The 17,055-nt window shown below is 50.9% G+C and carries 13 protein-coding genes; 9 read left to right on the top strand and 4 right to left on the bottom strand.

The window, feature by feature from the left end; all coding sequences use genetic code 11:
* Position 1 precedes the first annotated feature (1 nt).
* The 4 genes from AC2FIO_RS10310 to AC2FIO_RS10295 all read left to right on the top strand — a co-directional run bounded on the left by AC2FIO_RS10310 (position 2) and on the right by AC2FIO_RS10295 (position 4,762).
* A complete protein-coding gene (locus AC2FIO_RS10310; RefSeq protein WP_496697403.1) occupies positions 2–1,297 on the top strand; it encodes a DUF4910 domain-containing protein in 1,296 nt (431 codons plus the stop codon).
* Positions 1,294–1,992, top strand: coding sequence for an SDR family NAD(P)-dependent oxidoreductase (locus tag AC2FIO_RS10305; RefSeq protein ID WP_496697401.1), 699 nt, complete (start codon positions 1,294–1,296; stop codon positions 1,990–1,992). The genes AC2FIO_RS10310 and AC2FIO_RS10305 overlap by 4 nt, the downstream gene beginning before the upstream one ends.
* A gap of 311 nt (positions 1,993–2,303) precedes the next feature.
* Positions 2,304–3,413, top strand: a complete 1,110-nt coding sequence (locus tag AC2FIO_RS10300; RefSeq protein ID WP_282170095.1) for an NAD-dependent epimerase/dehydratase family protein — start codon at positions 2,304–2,306, stop codon at positions 3,411–3,413.
* Positions 3,413–4,762: a UDP-glucose dehydrogenase family protein gene (locus tag AC2FIO_RS10295; protein ID WP_496697399.1), complete on the top strand. Its 1,350-nt coding sequence runs from the start codon at positions 3,413–3,415 to the stop codon at positions 4,760–4,762. The genes AC2FIO_RS10300 and AC2FIO_RS10295 overlap by 1 nt, the downstream gene beginning before the upstream one ends.
* 166 nt (positions 4,763–4,928) lie before the next feature.
* Here the strand turns inward: AC2FIO_RS10295 and AC2FIO_RS10290 are convergent, their stop codons facing one another.
* From AC2FIO_RS10290 to AC2FIO_RS10280, 3 genes are all read right to left on the bottom strand, one after another.
* Complete coding sequence (locus AC2FIO_RS10290; RefSeq protein ID WP_496697397.1) at positions 4,929–6,077, bottom strand: glycosyltransferase family protein; 1,149 nt, start codon at positions 6,075–6,077, stop codon at positions 4,929–4,931.
* Between the two features lie 169 nt (positions 6,078–6,246).
* Complete coding sequence (locus tag AC2FIO_RS10285) at positions 6,247–7,161, bottom strand: sugar phosphate nucleotidyltransferase (protein WP_282170098.1); 915 nt, start codon at positions 7,159–7,161, stop codon at positions 6,247–6,249.
* 174 nt (positions 7,162–7,335) lie between these two features.
* The gene (locus AC2FIO_RS10280) at positions 7,336–8,622 is read right to left on the bottom strand and encodes an O-antigen ligase family protein (RefSeq protein ID WP_282170099.1); all 1,287 of its coding nucleotides are present in this window, start codon (positions 8,620–8,622) and stop codon (positions 7,336–7,338) included.
* 365 nt (positions 8,623–8,987) lie between these two features.
* On the opposite strand from AC2FIO_RS10280, the gene AC2FIO_RS10275 reads away from it, so the two are divergent.
* From AC2FIO_RS10275 to AC2FIO_RS10255, 5 genes are all read left to right on the top strand, one after another.
* Positions 8,988–10,415, top strand: coding sequence for an oligosaccharide flippase family protein (locus tag AC2FIO_RS10275; RefSeq protein WP_496697394.1), 1,428 nt, complete (start codon positions 8,988–8,990; stop codon positions 10,413–10,415).
* A 283-nt stretch (positions 10,416–10,698) separates the two neighbouring features.
* Positions 10,699–10,911, top strand: coding sequence for a hypothetical protein (locus AC2FIO_RS10270; RefSeq protein WP_496697392.1), 213 nt, complete (start codon positions 10,699–10,701; stop codon positions 10,909–10,911).
* Between the two features lie 403 nt (positions 10,912–11,314).
* A complete protein-coding gene (locus AC2FIO_RS10265; RefSeq protein ID WP_496697390.1) occupies positions 11,315–12,019 on the top strand; it encodes a sugar transferase in 705 nt (234 codons plus the stop codon).
* Between the two features lie 70 nt (positions 12,020–12,089).
* The gene (locus AC2FIO_RS10260; protein WP_496697388.1) at positions 12,090–13,364 is read left to right on the top strand and encodes a polysaccharide biosynthesis/export family protein; all 1,275 of its coding nucleotides are present in this window, start codon (positions 12,090–12,092) and stop codon (positions 13,362–13,364) included.
* Positions 13,365–13,591: 227 nt separating this feature from the next.
* Positions 13,592–14,503, top strand: coding sequence for a sulfotransferase (locus tag AC2FIO_RS10255; protein WP_282170104.1), 912 nt, complete (start codon positions 13,592–13,594; stop codon positions 14,501–14,503).
* 87 nt (positions 14,504–14,590) lie between these two features.
* On the opposite strand, the gene AC2FIO_RS10250 is transcribed toward AC2FIO_RS10255, so the two are convergent.
* The gene (locus AC2FIO_RS10250; protein ID WP_496697386.1) at positions 14,591–16,924 is read right to left on the bottom strand and encodes an exopolysaccharide transport family protein; all 2,334 of its coding nucleotides are present in this window, start codon (positions 16,922–16,924) and stop codon (positions 14,591–14,593) included.
* Between the last annotated feature and the right edge of the window lie 131 nt (positions 16,925–17,055).

The raw sequence follows: 17,055 nt of genomic DNA, 5'->3' as shown, positions 1-17,055 counted from the left end.
GATGGCGGACCGCGCGGATACCCCCGTCGGGGAGTTGCTTCATTCTCAGCTCGTTCGCCTATATCCAATATGCCGTTCAATCACGGGCCCAGGTGTACGCGAAACGCTTTCGCTGATAGGCGAGCATATTCCACTTTCCGTCACCGAGGTCCCTTCAGGCGAACCCGTTCTGGATTGGCATGTCCCAAAGGAATGGACCATTCGCGACGCTTGGGTTGCTGATGCCTCCGGGAACAGGGTGATCGATTTCCAAAAGCACAATCTGCATATCGTAAGCTATAGTCGTCCGGTGCACACCCGTATGTCACTGTCGGAACTGAAGCCACACCTGCATTCGGATCCTTCGAATCCCGAATGGATTCCCTATAGAACCGGGTACTACGCGGAGAACTGGGGTTTTTGTCTGCCGCACCGTGATCTTGAGGCTATGCAGGAAGGGGAATATGAGGTCGTCGTGGACGCGACGCTTGAGGACGGATCTCTCACCTACGCTGAGTGTGTCATACTAGGGCAAACGAAGGATGAAATTCTTCTGTCGGTCCACATTTGCCATCCCTCTTTGGCTAATGACAACCTATCATCGATTGTGGTTGCGACTGAACTTGCACGTCGACTATTGGAAGGGCCGCAGCCGCAGCACACAATCCGTGTTCTGTTTATCCCTGCCACAATTGGCTCGATCACTTGGCTCGCGCGCAACACTGCAACCGTTGACCGTGTCAAGCATGGTCTGGTGCTGGCAAACCTCGGCGATCCGGGGGCGTTTCACTACAAGAAAAGCCGCCGAGATGACACAGAAATCAACCGGGCAGTCAGATTGGTGATTCAGGATCAACCGGATCACAAAATGCTGGAATTCGAACCCTATGGTTATGACGAAAGGCAGTTTTGTTCGCCGGGCTTTGACATGCCAATGGGCTGTTTTTCCCGAACGCCATATGCCAGTTTCCCAGAGTATCATACCTCGGCGGACAATCCCGAATTCGTCAGACCGGAAGCGTTGGAAGACTCGTTGACTAGGTTGGAGAAGGTAATCGATATCCTTGAGCGTGACAAAAAGTTCATGAACCTCAACCCGAAAGGGGAACCGATGCTTGGACGACGTGGCTTGTATGACGCGATTGGTGGCAGATCGGATTCCAAGGAGCAGCAGATGGCGTTGCTTTGGGTGCTGAACTATTCGGATGGGGATCACAGTCTTTTGGATATCGCTGAGCGATCTCAACTTGGGTTTGATCGTGTGGCGCGTGCGGCTGAAATTTTGCTGCAACATGGCTTGCTGGTAGTCGCGTCATGAGGTTGGCTCGATTTGAGTCGCAAGTTGCCTTGGTTACAGGGGCAAGCGGTGGAATCGGCGGCGCAATTTCCGAGGCTTTAGTGGCCGAAGGTGCCGAAGTTCATGCATTGTCGCGTAAAACGAAACAGAGTGACCGACTTATCTGGCATAAAGTTGACCTCTCTGACGACGGGGCGATGGAAGCTGCTGCCGACAAAATTTCATCCACTATCGATGAGCTTGATATACTTGTTCACGCCGCTGGCGACTTTGCCATGGGCACCGTTGCGCGTGCGCCGATCACGGAATTAGACCGGATGTGGAGAATAAATATGCGCGCGCCCTGGGTTCTGACGAAGGCGTTATCGCGCGCGCTATCAGCCCGACATGGATCGGTAGTATTTTTGAACTCATCGATTTGGAACAACGCCCGAGGTGGCACCGGCGCCTATTCAGCCAGCAAATACGCGCTCAAAGCCTTTGCCGACGCCTTGCGTGATGAGTTGAACCCGGTCGGCGTCCGTGTCTTAAGCGTCTTTCCTGGGCGAACGGCAAGTGCCATGCAGCAAGGTATTTTCGCAGAAGAGAACCGAGCTTATAATCCAGACCTTCTACTGCAGCCGGATGACATATCGCAGATTGTGCTGCAGTCTTTGTTGTCGGCAAACACAGCGGAAGTGACCGACATTCATGTGCGCCCGGCTAAAAAGCTCTAGCCGTCCAGGTAAAAAACCAAGCTGCAACAATGCAACTTGGATAGTTGCAGCATTCACTCCGTTTGACTTGGCGGGGTCGCAAGTTGAATTCACTTAACAATCTTTTGCTTCATCCACTGCGGTGCATGCTAAGATCTAAATGAAATTTTTCTTCGGTGAATCAAGTTGAATACAGTCGACACCAACCCAGGTCTCCGTTTGGTTTCAAGACTTCGAACCAGAAAGAATTTGCCTGCAGTAAGCAGCGTTGTGTTCATCGCGAGATTCAAAGTTCCGTATCACCAATCATTGAGTTTGCAGAGAGAAGCCTCGTGAAAACCGCTCAAGAAGTTGTGTTCACCGATTTGGAATATATCGCTTCCAAGCTTGGACCAGAATTTGAAACCATGTCAGGCCGAAGCCTTTTGATTATCGGAGGGGCAGGCTTTTTGGGGTATTATTTGGTGCAATCCGTGGTCCATTGGAACAACGTTTCGGGTCAAGCACCGATCAAGATAACAGTGTTTGACAATTACATGCGCGGCGTACCGGATTGGCTGAAGTCCATACAGGATGATGACAACCTAGCACTGGTAACCCATGACATTACGGAACCGTTGCCGGATGACATGGCCGATTTCGATTACATCATCCACGCGGCCTCGATCGCTTCGCCAATCTATTACCGCCAACACGCGCTGAAGACGATGGACGCCAATGTCGGTGGATTGCGGTATATGTTGGACTACGCTTTGGCGCAGCATTCAAAGGAAAAACCGATCAAAGGGTTTCTCTTTTTTTCAACATCCGAAATCTACGGTGATCCAACCCCCGAAAACATTCCAACTCCGGAAACGTACCGGGGAAATGTGTCGTGCACTGGCCCGCGAGCTTGCTATGACGAGTCCAAGCGATACGGCGAAACGCTTTGCGTAGTGTTCGCCCAACAACACGATCTGCCGATAACGATAGCGCGTCCGTTCAATAACTACGGCCCAGGCCTGAAAATTTCGGACCGCCGAGTGCTGCCGGATTTTGCCCGCGATATCTTTGCTGAACGCGATATCGTGATGTTCAGCGATGGCGCGCCCACTCGGACATTTTGCTATGTCGCGGATGCCGTCTGCGGTTACTACAAGATTCTGTTGAACGGAAAGCCGGGCGAAGCCTACAACATTGGTATTGAAGACCCCGAAATCTCTATGGCTAATTTGGCCGAGCGTGTTATCGCAATTGCCCGCGACGAATTTGGCTATCAGGGCAAAGCGGTTTTTCAAGTCTCGGAAGACAAAGACTACCTTGTCGACAATCCCAATCGTCGCTGCCCGGTCATCGCTAAAGCCCGGTCCGATATTGGCTACGACCCTGAGATCGGAGTGGACGAGGGGCTGCGTCGCGCAATGATTTGGTACAGCGGCAATCGAGACGCAGAGGATATGTGATGCGTGTATCAGTCATAGGAACGGGATATGTTGGGTTGGTCTCGGGCGCTTGTCTGGCAATGAAGGGTCACGACGTGGTCTGTGTCGATAAGGTTCAGCAGAAAATAGGTCAGATCAACGCCTGCACGCCACCTATTCACGAAGACGGGTTGGCAGATCTCTTGTGCCAGACTGTAGGCCAAACGCTGCACGGAACGACAGATCTGCGCGATGCGGTTTTGAATTCGGACATTTCGCTGATTGCTGTTGGCACGCCGTTCGATGGCAACGAAATCGACCTGAGGTATATCCGCGACGTGTCGCGCCAGATTGGTGAGGTAATCAAGGACAAGGATGCCTATCACGTCGTAGTGGTAAAAAGCACAGTCGTTCCGGGAACAACCGACACGGTTGTCACGCCAATTCTGGAGGAGGCTTCGGGCAAAAGAGCGGGCCAAGATTTCGGTATTGGCATGAACCCTGAGTTTCTCAAAGAGGGCGAAGCCATCACGGACTTCATGCATCCTGACCGCATCGTTATCGGCGGAGGTGATGACCGTGCGATAGCCGCGATGGACGAGCTTTACTCCGTTTTTCCTAATGTTGATATCGTAAGGACAAACCCTGCTACCGCGGAAATGATAAAATACACCGCGAACTCTTTGTTGGCGACTTTGATCTCATTCTCGAATGAGATCGGAAATCTCTGCGCCAAAGTGGGAGTTGATGTAGTCGAGGCGATGGAGGGTATGCATCTGGACAAACGGTTTACTCCTATCCTACCGGAGAACGCGGAGCGCATCTGGCCCGGTTTCATAACTTATCTGGCGGCCGGTTGCGGTTTTGGTGGCAGCTGTTTCCCCAAAGATGTAAAGGCGCTGATTGCGTATGGAGAAAACGCCGGATCTCCGATGCCTTTGCTGAATGCAGTAATGCAGACCAATAATAACCAACCCGGCCAGATGCTGGACCGATTGAAATCTCATTTCCCTGACCTTCGCGGCAAGCGGATTGCTGTCTTGGGCCTGGCTTTTAAACCGGGAACTGATGATATCCGAGAAAGCCCAGCTTTGACCATTGTCCACAAGTTACTGACCGAACAGGCTGAGGTCGTCGCCTATGATCCGGTTGCGCGCCACGAAGCTGAAGCTCATTTTAGCGACTCAATTGCTTATGAGGACGAACTGAGCCGGGCGATCGAAGGTGCGGACGCGTTGATGATAGTGACCCGATGGCCCGAGTTTTCAAAATTGCCCGAATTGGTCAAAACGTTTGTCCCACAACCGCTGGTCATCGACGGACGTCGGATGATCCCGAAAGACAGTGTCGCGAATTACGAAGGAATTGGGCTGCAGGGTTTGGTGTGCTGATCGCCCAAACGTCCGAAGGCGACCTGGCCGGACAAACGATCCAGAGAGAGTGGAGAGCGCAAGAGGGTTCCCAAGGGAATATGGCCGTACTTATTGCCTAGAACGCAAAGTGGTCCACAGTTTGGATCGTGAATAAACGCCCGAAACTGCTTGGCTTGAAGTCGTTTTAGGAAATCGTTTCGAGGTCGGGCTGTTCTGGCTGGCTTATACCTAGCTGTCGGGACATGTCATTCAGGCGACTGTGGCGATCTATCATGGCCACGGTTTCCGGCAGATCCAAATACTCTAATACACTGGCCCAGCGGTGCACCCAGTCGTGCCTTTGCAGCGAATTGGCGAAGTTTATTTTCCGCCTACGATGTTGTTCAGCCGGGTTGTCCAGCAACGCCAGAAGGCTTTCCAAGGCCTCGTCCGAGTCTTCAGGCAAACGGAACACTGCTTCGGGCCAATCAAAGTACTGATAGTAGTCAGGTGTTTCTGGCGCGTATCCAACCTGAACTGCACCGCCCGCCATTCCTTCGATTTGTCGGGGGCCCCATGCGAGATGTCCTGAGCATTGGTCCTTGTGGCCAAATTTTGCGATGTCTACTACGAAAAGTTTACTGTGTTGGATGATACTGGCCAGTAGTTCGCGGTGCGCGGATTGCTGCTCGGTGACCGGAGGTTTAGTCGCCGTGTCGTACAGGTAGAAGCCGCCACGGGCTTTCATTGCTTTTACCAGCTTCTCATGCAGCTCTGGACGCCTTCTACCCATTGAATAGACGTCAACAGGCCTTTCAACACGTGACGCAGCCGGTGCAAATCGCACCATGTCTACAGCTGCAGGCATTTGGATAACGGGCTTACCCGTCAAGCGGTGTAATAGTTCGCAGGTTTCGGCAAACGCGCAGGTTATCAGATCAAATTCGGACAAGGATTTAATCAAAGGGGAATAAAGAGCGACGTCAGCAGCCCAGACCTCTTCGAGAACGCAGATTGCTACACCCGTTCTTTCGCGCCAATTCGGGATGGCATCCAAGGCAAGCAGCTCAATTGGTTTTTGAACATTGCAAACAAAGACATCATAGTCTTTTTCAAGCCGTGTCTTCGGCACGCCAGATGTCCAATATTTGAAAAGACCCGTATGTTTCGACAGCCATCTTTTGGGATTAACCTGAACGCGCGTTTGTTGGGCGCGGGCTGGCATCAAGATATCCGCGCCCTCAACCTGAGCGACCACATCTTCGAATTCGTACCCAGAGCAGCGTGAAATACCTGTGTTCAACTTGCGTTGAGAGAAAATCAAGACATCTCGTCGGGCTTGTTTGAAATTCATAGAACTCGTCAACCTAATACTCCTACTAAACACAAAATTAACAAATCTCTCACCCGTCCGAAACGACGCTCAATGACGAGTGATCGTCCATACTGTACCGCAGGGAGCAATGGGTGTCTGGCATAAGTGAAACCACTTGAAGCATTGTGCAGCCCGAGGGCAGGTGGCACTAAAGTGATTTATATCGCACCCAATCACCGGGATGCGCGCCACGACCAATACCCAGCCGGTGTCTGTCTCCATTCTGCCCCGACACATCGTCCCGAGCGCCATTTTTTTCTTCCCAAGTCGCCCACGGACGGTTCCCGCTTTTCCACATTTCTTCTAACCGTCTTTTGTCTGCTAGGTGGTCCATGCAGTACCAGAAACCGGAATGGCGATAGGCCATCAATTCGCCCAGCTCCATCAATTTAGGAAGAGGCCCCTCTTCCCACATGATGTCGTCGCCATTGACGCTTGCAACCGCGTCGAAAACTTCGGGTTCGAGCACGAAGAAGCCGCCATTGATCCAGTCAGTCGCTACTTCTGGTTTTTCCATGAAACCTTCCACAAGCCCATCTTCGCGCACCTGAAGGTGACCGAAGGTCGTTAGCGGCCGGACCATGGTTATGGTTGCCAATTTGCCATGAGATTTGTGGAAAGCCAATAACGCGTCCAGATCAACATTCGAAACCCCGTCGCCGTAAGTCAGCATGAACGTGTCATTGCCAAGGTAAGGTTGCAAACGGGCCAGCCGACCCCCGGTCATCGTTTCGGTGCCCGTGTCAATAAGATCGACAGTCCAGGGCGGCATCTGGGTGTCTATGGCCGAATTCCGATACTCTGGCTCGCCAAACAGTTCGCGCTTGGCGAAATCGACGCGCAGATTTCCGTCATGCTGACAAAGATCCGATATGTACTGTTTGATCAGATCGCCCATGTACCCCAGGGCCAGTACGAAATCGTGATGACCATAGGTCGAATAGTGCTGCATGATGTGCCACAAGATAGGGCGGTTCGCGATCTCAACCAAAGGCTTGGGACGAACGCGTGTTTCTTCGATTAGGCGCGAGCCCTTGCCGCCTGCAAAAATAGCTGTTTTCATGTGGGTCTCCCACCGAATAGGAACTCGTTAAGGCTTAAAAAGATAATGCCTAAATTCCATACCACTCAGCCGTAGCTGTCAATCTCGCTTGGATCCAAATATTGCTGAAATGGTTGTCGTTAAAGAAACGGTCGCAGGAAATCGCAGGTTTTGGTCCGCCCACATAAACCGAAACTAATGCGCGGCGGCATAGTTCGCCCGCGCCGAGGCCCTTAGCGCTTTCGCGACAAGGTTCATCTTTGTGGTGTATGCAACGAAGAAAATCCAGCTGGCGCTCATCCTTTCCATCACCATGCTCTCAGTGATGTTTGAGAAGATGAACACCATCCCCAAAATGAAAACGAAGACTATGGGTTCACGGTCCGGGATGAAGCGTAGCCCATAAAACATCGAGAAGAAAAAGCGAAACAACCCTAGAAGCAAAAGAGAAATTCCCACAAAACCCACATTAAGAAATGTTTCAAGCAACCCATTGTGGGAATAGTGGGGCAGGAAGCCCAAATTGGCCTTGCTCGAATACACACTCAGGTGCGAAGCATTTTCATACCAGTGGGCGGCATATCCGTAGCCGACCCAGAACCGATCCATAATATTGGGCCAGACCAATTCCCAAATTGGAATCCGGGCCGACAACGTGGGCTTTCGTCCGATCAGTGAAAACAGAGGCTCTGCAAGTGTCGAGGCAAGTACAAATGCGACCATGCCTACAAAGATCATTGAGAACAGTATGTATCCCATACCCCAAATTGTCTCCATTCGAGGCATAATTTTGCTAACATACAGCGCTGTCACAGAGAACAGGGCGATGATCTGAGATGACCGTGATTCTGAGGCAATCAATAGGAATAGTCCCAAAATTGCCGTCGCAACAAAGACAGTCTTTAGTTTGCCAGTGAATTGTCCAGATGCATAGGAACACGTTAGCAACGCGAACATCCCCGCAGTTCCCAGGCCGTTCTTATGCAGGAAAATCCCGTTCCATGTATTCCCCCACGGTGGAATGCCTCGTGCTTGGGGCAAGGCTATGATGGCCACCATAGCCAGCAAAATCACGATGCCATAGAACGTCGCCAAAAACAAAAGCAATCCCCGTAAGGACATAACACTGGCCAGCACTAGTCCAAGCGCGGTTGTTACGACCAATGGAACCGCGCGCTCGAAAGAATGTCTGGGGAAGTCGCTCCAAAGCACTGAAAAAAATGCAAAAATAACTAGCAGTGTGATTTCGGGGGATGAAACCGCACCGCGGATAAGGTGCCGAAAATACAATAGGGTGATCGTAAGTACAGGAACTAGCAGTAGAACTCCGATTTTGTTTGCGATGCCTTTCTGCCAGAACACGATTGCCAGAAAGTGAGTGCCAATCACCACCAGAACACACAGGCAAAAAGCAAGCACAAGGTGGTTAAACGATGTTCCTGCGTGATATTGATACGGTAAGCTGCGGGTAACAGGTTTCATGGCAAAAACTGGTCGACGAAAGAGACGTTCACAAAAAAGGATCACTTAGCAGAAGAGGGCTGCTGAAGCCACAAAACCGTACAAAGATGGCGGACGCTTGTCTACAAGCACCGCTTCGCTGCACGGTCGTAGGCTCAGATATCGTTCCCATAGACAATAGTGACCAGTTAATCCCAAATGTAAGATTAAAAAATTCGGATGTTATACACTCAGATCACGCATAGGGTATTGCGACGAACGGTCCGCGTTTGTCGTTCACGATTACCGGTCCAACGATTTGTGCCGATTCAATTCTCCTGGTTGCTCCGAAATGGGCGATTGTATCTAGCTATGTTTAAAGTTTTTTTCTTGTAAGGCGTTCTGAAATGACGTGGTTTTTTGTCCCTCGAGTTCTGTCTGCGGTTTTTGCGATAGCCATTTTGATGGTTATGACGAAAGTTTTGGGCCCGGCAGAGTTTGGACGATACAACTTAACACTTTTGGTCGGAACGATCCTGTTTTCATTTTCGTTTTTGTGGCTGGTTATTGCGATCGCCCGGTTTCATCACGCCAAGGAGTTTGAGGGTAGGACAATTGCCACCGTTATGGGGGCATCGGTTGTGCTGGCATTTATTCTTGTGGTTTTGTCCAGCCTCGTAACGCTGGTCTTGCCCGGAGAATGGGTCGAAAACCTAAAATTTGCGGCGATTTTTTGTATCAGCCACGGGATGCATGAGCTTGGGGCAGCTTGCCTGCGCCAGTATCACGAAGGTCCAAAATATGCTGCGGTGACTTTGTTGCGACACGCATTAGGGGTCGCGCTGGCGGTTGGCTTTATCCTGAACGGAGGGGGCTACGAAAGTGCCGTGATTGGAATGTCGATTGGGGCTTCTGTGACCGGAGGTTACGCATTGCTCATCGCGTTTCGGCGTTCAGGCATCGTTGTTCCCAAATTAGCCGAATTGAAAACATACCTCTCATTCGGCTTCCCTTTGGCCATTGTGTCCTCCAGCGCAACATTCTTCGCGATGTTTTCTCAGTCGATATTGGCGATTTTGGCGGGGATGGAGGCTGTTGGATACTTCGCCGCTGCACAATCCCTTGCGGCACGGACACTTCGCCTGCCAATGGGAACGCTGTCACGTGTGATTGGCCCTTCGGTCTTCGAGGCCCAAGAAGTTCAGGGGAAAGCCTCGTCAGATGCGGTTCTCTACCGGTACTTCTCGTTTTTGATGCTGATCTCAATGCCGATCCTTGCCGTGTTGATATTTTCGGCGGACGTTTTTGCCAATCTTCTGTTCGAGCCTGCCTTTGCAGACCAGACCGCCGGATACATTCGTATCCTGACGCTCTCATCATTTGTGTTTGGATTACAGGGTGCCTACCTTAGTTTCGCGTTTACACGATCAAAGAAGACGGTCCTGCAGCTGATTATCTCGGTGACAACGCTGCTTGGTCATGCGGTGATATCGTATCTGTTCATATATTGGCTGGGCGCAAAAGGAGCGGCTTATGCATTTCTTGTGAGTGCAATTCTGAGCTTTCTGGTCTATTTTCAATACGGGCGTCGGATTGACCGTATCAGCATCCCGTTGGCAGAATTTGGCAAAGCACTTGCGGGCTTAGTTGCATTTGCGCCCTTAGGGTTGTGGGCGAACGCATCGACGGGCTTGATGCAGCAATTTGCGATCTTGGCCCTTGGCCTGACGATAATGTTCGTTGCATTACTGTATGTCGGCCAGACCGCCGCATTGGCTGTCGTGCGAAAGCTAAAGCGGCGCTTGCTGATCGGTGGATTTCCTTCGTCCAAGTAGCTCAATCCCAGCGGCAGGTGGACACCCTAAAGTAGACTGGGTGTTGCAATTCTGGCATTTTTTTGCCGAGTGGATTTGGTTTCTTCGTCAGACCTGTCGCAGTCAGGGCGCGTCAATACTATGTAGGCGATCGATGGCAATCGAGTGCGTGTCGCCTTTCTGTGTTCGACCAAAAAGACGTCGCGACAGCAACAACACTGGGGTTGCCTTAAAAAGACCACAAATTGGACTGAGCATCGATAAGTACCGGCTAAATGACAAACACTGAGAGCAAACACTGAACATGGTCATTGTTTACTTACTGTCCGGACCTTTGGTCGCCGCATTTTGTTTTGTGGCGTTCATCCTCAACGGCATGGGGGTCAGTTCAGCCTTGCTTTTTGGTTTTTTGATCGGGATGTGCACTCCTCTTCTGATCATGGGGCTCAAAATCTTGTGGGGGAGCAAGCTGCGCTTGAAACTTGCAGGTAAGCTCCCTTTGAAATCCGGCAGCTAGCCAAAATTGCCGGAACGTGCCGACTTGGTGGTGAATTCACATTTATTTGCCGCCTCGTCCCTGCTGCTTTAGGAGATAGCAACGCAGGGAAGGGCATGGTGGACCTGTGAACAATTTTTGTGCGATTGCGTATTCGCGGGCTCAGCCTCAGCAACAAAAAAGTTGTTTCACGTTGCCTTTAGTGCGATGCTCGTCGCCAGGGCAATTCCGGTACGGTTTTTTGTGCGAATCGGAGTAATAACTATGGGTGGGTGGCTGTTTAAGGCGGTTACAGGTCCAAGTCTATTGAGTAGAAAATAGTTAGGCAGCAGCGTTCTGGCCTCATTTTAGGTCACAGCGTTATTTGGCCATTCGCGAGTTATTAGTGTGGGGACGTCGCTGTCCTGCGTGTTAGGGGGTTAATATGAGTGATATTCCCGGTTCGTTTAGATTTGAAGAACCTAGAATTTATAATAAAAATCAGACATCTAGCGTAAAGAGTGATGTCAGCCAAAGGCTAAAGGGCTTCTACGCGTTGAAAGGTAAGCGCCTGCTTGATCTTGCACTGGTATTGATCGGCGCTCCTTTTGTTTTGCCGCTCATGCTTGCCATTGGATTTTTGATTAGGCTTGATGGCGGTCCTGCAATCTACCGCCAGAAACGAATTGGTATCGGTGGTGACGAATTTGATTTCCTGAAATTCCGCTCGATGGTCGAAGACGCGGATGAAATTATGCGGCAACATTTGGCTGAAAATGAATCTGCTGTCGTCGAATGGGAAACAAAGCAGAAGCTGGACAACGATCCCCGCATTACAAAATTTGGCCGTTTTATTAGAGCGACGTCTTTGGATGAGCTGCCTCAACTTTGGAATGTCTTGATCGGCGACATGAGCCTTGTTGGCCCGCGGCCGATGATGCCGGAGCAGCGGAAGCTGTATCCGGGCGGGGATTACACCCTGATGAAGCCAGGAATTACCGGTCCATGGCAGGTGTCCGAACGCAACGATGTCGAGTTTGCTCATCGCGCAATCTTCGACAGTGAGTATGTGCGAAAAGTCGGCTTCTGGTTCGACCTTAAGATTTTGTTTCGAACCATTGGTGTGGTGTGCAACGGAACAGGACAGTGAATTCGGAGCCCTTGACTGAGCTTATTTTGGCTTAATGGGTGAAAAGATTAAGTAGCAAAGGTGGTTTGGGATGCTTGAACCGATCCGGTACTTGTCGAAGCTATTCACAGCATGCGCACTTGGTTTGTCCTGCCTTATGCTAGCCACAGCGGCGATGGCGGACTTTGACCTTGAACCAGGAGATCAAGTCAGCGTTTCGCTAACGGGGCTGGATGACCTGTCCTTTGACGCCACAATAGACGCTCATGGCGATGTAAACCTGAAATGGCTGGGGCAATTTCGTACGCAAGGGCTATCTCTGGAGAGACTGGAACTGCTCGTCCGGCAAGATGCCGCAGGTAAAATCGTCAAACAGTACGACCTTAACGGCGACATCTACATAATCCAGCTCGCTGGTGATGAGATTGAGATTGCTCGAAATGGATACAGGCCCATCATAATCGGCGGCGACGTCGCTCGAACCGGCGAAATAGACTACAGACCAGCAATAACCGTGCGCGAGGCTGTCGCCTTGGCGGGTGGGGTCCGCAGCATGTTGCTGGCCGATGATGTGACAATCGACCCAATCCAGTTGCTGCGCTGGCAGACTGCGTATGGCCAGGCTGCCCTTCAACATGCGCAAGCGCTTGTCCAATCTTGGCGCAGCTCGAGTGAACTCGCACAGGACATGGATCTTGAGCCGCCAGTTCCCGAGTCCGTCACAGTATCGCCTAGTGTTCTGGCCGAATTGGTCGCCGAGCAAATCAGGATCCGCAGTATCAACCAGGAAAACGAGGCCGGTGAACGCGAGTTCTTTGAAGATGCGAGACAGCAGGCGGCCGAGAGAGTCAGAATTCTGGAAGAGCAAATAACTGAACTGGCGAAGGCGTTGGAAGCTGATGAAGAAGAAGAGGCTCGCGTAGTCAGTTTGGTCGACAAAGGATTAGCACCCGGATCGCGGCTGGCGGATACGCGTCGTACAACGGTGTTGTCCGCGACGCGGCTACTGGAAGTTGAAGAAGATCTGGCAGGAACCAGTCTCATTTTGACCCGGCTAATCCGCGATGAGGAACAATTCGAACAAGAACGGACATTGAGATTGCTGCAAGAGCGCCGGGTTGCAAGCCTATCCGTACGCGACGCCAAGCATCAATTGGACACAATTTCGAAATACTTGGCAGGTGCATCCAATGAGATTGGAACGGAAAGCCTCATAACCGATATCGACTATACGGTCACAATTTTTCGAACCGAAGACGGCCAGCTTCAGCAACTTGTCGCAGACAAACTGACGCAATTGCGACCGGGTGACAGTCTGGAGATTTCTGTTCAGGAAATCACCGAAGATGCACCACTTACCGAGTGAGCGTAGCGAGATTCTGGCTACGTAATGCCCCATAGAACGTGAGTTAGTAGATCATCAAATCCAAATTTTATGAGTTCAAAGTTGACGAGTTAAGTTTATGCATTTGTGTACAATTCCTCCTGCGTATTTAGGCCCTAGAGTTCAGCAACCCGGTGCCCCAATTTGTTGGACTGACGTTCGAAAAAACCTGACGGGTATGCGACGTCATACGGCAGTAGGCGTTTGAAATGGGTTATGAAACAAACATGAGTGCGACGATCAGGTCTCGGCGCGGACCCGATTTTCTGTGCATCGGGATGCCAAAATGCGGTACATCGACCCTGCAGGTTCTATTTAAGGAACGTACCGAGATTTACGTGTCACCTGTAAAAGAAATCAAATTTTTTGCGCACAATAAAATCGGCTACGATGGGGGTCTCAGGAACTTTCTGTTCTCGAAACACTGGGCGGCCCGTCAAGAGCGCCGCGCAGTTGCTCAGATAGCCAAACAAGTTGCAACAGGGAAAGAGGATCTAAAGCGCTTAAACTGGGCTGTCAGTTTTGCTACCGCTCAGCGGGACCTGGACTGGTATCTTAACCTTTTTCCAAAGAACCGAATAAGCGGTGACATCTCGCCTTGTTACCATATGCTTGACGACGACGAGGTTCAAAACCTCAAAAAACATTTACCGAACTTGAAAATAGTGATCCTTCTGCGAAACCCTTTTGAGCAATTGTGGTCGCATTGTCGAATGTCCACTCGTGCTGTCAGAATCGATGATGAGGTCGCATTTTACAGGGAAAAAGTCGAGTATCAGATGAATATTTGCCGGCGCTATGTCGATCTGGTTGAAAGGTGGCAGAACGCCTATGGCCCCGATAATGTGATTATAGATTACTTGGAAAGCCTGAGCGCGGACCCGGCGGAAGTACTTAGCCGCATTGTCAGCTTCGTTGACCCGGCGAAGGGTGCTGTGAAGCGGATCGCGGCAGTCGACGCACCGCCTAGGGTTTTTAAGGGTAAGAAGATGTTTATGCCCGATGAAACTCGTGAAATGCTGCGGGATGCTGCCCTGCAACGGCTGGAAGGCTTCGAGCGCATCAATGAGGAATGGCGTCGACGGTGGCATTCCGAGATCAGACAACAGTTCGCAAATTAGTGTGCTGATTGGCGAGCGCCAGATCTTTCGCTAACCATATCAAAAAACTTTAGTGAACTGCGTGCCCAGCAATACCATTAAATGCGATTACCCAAGAATTGGATCCCCGTAGAGCTTGACGCGTTTCATGTCTACGCGTGTAGCGACTAAGGCTGAGGGTCGTACACCGGCGTTCTCAAGTTCACGCATGGCTTGAAGGATGGACTTTCGCCGCGTGTCGTTCCATCGAACAAACAGGATCACTCGATCAGAGAGCTGCGATAGATAGCCTGATTCCACTGCGCTCAACAGCGGCGGCGTATCCAGAAGGATGGTATTGTAGGTTCCGGAAAGTGAACGGAGTAGGCTAACAAAAGCTGTAGAACACAGAAAGTCCTCCACGGACTTTATTTGACCTTCGTTCTCTTGGGCACCGATCAAGGGAAGGATGTCCAGACCATCCTGAGGTGTTCCAACGATATAGTTTTCCAGTGAAAGAGGATGAGTTGTCGCAAGTTTCAGCGACTCTGCTGTCATCTGAGACAGGTCGCGATAAGTGGACGTTAATGTATCACAATCGATGATTAGCGTTCGATATCCTGCTTGCGCACACACTGATCCGATCAGAAGAAGAGTTGAGGTATTTCCCTCATCTGGCAAAGCCGCTGCACCAGATAAGATAGTACATCCTTCTTCGGCGACCCGCTTTCTATGCTTGTTGTCCGAGTTTTTGGCAAATAAATCGGCCGACTGCGGTGTCGCAGTTTCGTCATCGGGTCGCATTGTTCGCAGGCCGATGGCGCTGCTGGCCAAAAGTTTTCGGCCGTAGTGCATCAACGTCGGATCAAGCTTTCCGTTGTTCATAAAGAAAGTTTCGAACGGCGGTTCGTTTTTGACCTCCGGAATGATCGCCGAAAGCTTTACTCCCGTTGTGTTCTCCAATTCAAACGTGGTTCTCAGGCGTTTTTGCAGCAGTTCGCGAACCACGGTAAAACCGAGGCCCAAGAAGATAACCGCAAACATGGTCGTTAGAGCGACGGACGACCTCTTGGGGGCAGATGGGTCAACGGACACGCGAGCCCGTTCAATAATATGGGCTCCCGCATCAAGGTAATTCCTTTGCTCGGCTCTGCGACCAAGTTGGGCAACAAAGTCCCTGTAGATTGTCTCAACGACAAGGATCTCATTTTCTATCCTCTTCGTGATCGAAGCGTGCTGGACCTGACGCACCTGCTGTTCCTTGAAGGTTTCAATGCTCTTTTCGAGGGTTACCTTCTGGCCGTTGAGGACCTCTAGTTTGGTTTCCAGAGCCTTGACTCCGGTGTCCAGCACTTCGGCCTGTTCCTCCGGTGTGTCCATTGCTTCAGAAGGGAATATCAAACCGACTTCGGAAGCAAAATAAATGGCTTCCTGTGTTTTTCCCTCGTTGATCAGGTTTTGAATGGTACTGAGGTGCCCGTCCTGCGCGACGATCTCTGCGTCAACCAGCTGCGCCCGTTTCTCTGATTTGATGCGTTGCGCTTTGATCGTTGCATATTCCTCAGGCGAGAACGGTGTCTCGATCGAATGCGACTCCAGTTCGGAGCTTAGAACATTAAGATCCTCGCGAATCTGGTTAATCCGTGTCGACAACCATTGCTGTGCCTGGTCAAGGTCATCGCGCTTCATTCGCGTAAGAACAGTCAAGTATTCAGAGGCCAAGTAGTTTGCGATACTTGCTGCTTTTTGCGGGGACTTTGAAGTGACGCTAATCCTGTAAACCGCTGATATCTCCCCGATCTGCTCTACCTGCCTGGATTCAAGAAGTTTTTCAACAGTTGCCGCGCGCTGAATTTCACGCAGTTCCTCGGGTTCTAGATCGCCTGCCGCACCATTGTCTCCGCCGATCGCGTTCACAATCACATCTTTCAAGCTGCGGGCCCACGAGATTGGGTTTAGGGAAAACCCAGCTTCCGCGCCCGAAAACTCGGGGTCGTCTTGCAATTGCAGACGATCAACAACGCTTTCGATGATGTCGGTGGAGCGCAGCAGTTCAAGCTCACTCTCCAAAGAGGTCAATGACAATGGAAGTCCGGACACTTGTGTCGTGAACTGCGTCTCGGTTTGGACGCGGGTGTCGATCATCACCTTCGCACTCGAGGTGTATTTGGTATCGGAAGTGTAGGTCAGAACATAGGCGGCAAACGCGACTGCAAAGGCTGCCAGGAAAATCCAACCGATCGAGCGTCTGATCGCCCAAGCAATACTCGAAATCACTCGCAGTTCAGGGTCTCCTGCCGGAGCAACGCCTAAACCGGAAAGCTCTGCGTCCAAAACTTTTCGGTACTGATCAGTCATAACAATAAACAATCTCAAACAACGATAACTGGACAATAAGGGTTTACGGGCGACGGCAACAGAAAAAACTGTATTTACCAAAAACAATGTATCGGAATCGCTCATATTGAAGCCAAAATCGAAAAGTGCCGGCTTTGATTGCTGACCTTGTCAGCGCATCCAAGATCAATACCGGATCAGAGAGCAATTTTAGTTTCAAAAAAAATGCGGTCTTTGATAGTGTTGCTCAAGTTAGA

Source organism: Ruegeria sp. CDSB086 (assembly GCF_059611065.1).
The sequence above is the reverse complement of the archived record's forward strand: the minus strand, read 5'-3'. Positions and strand labels throughout refer to the sequence as shown.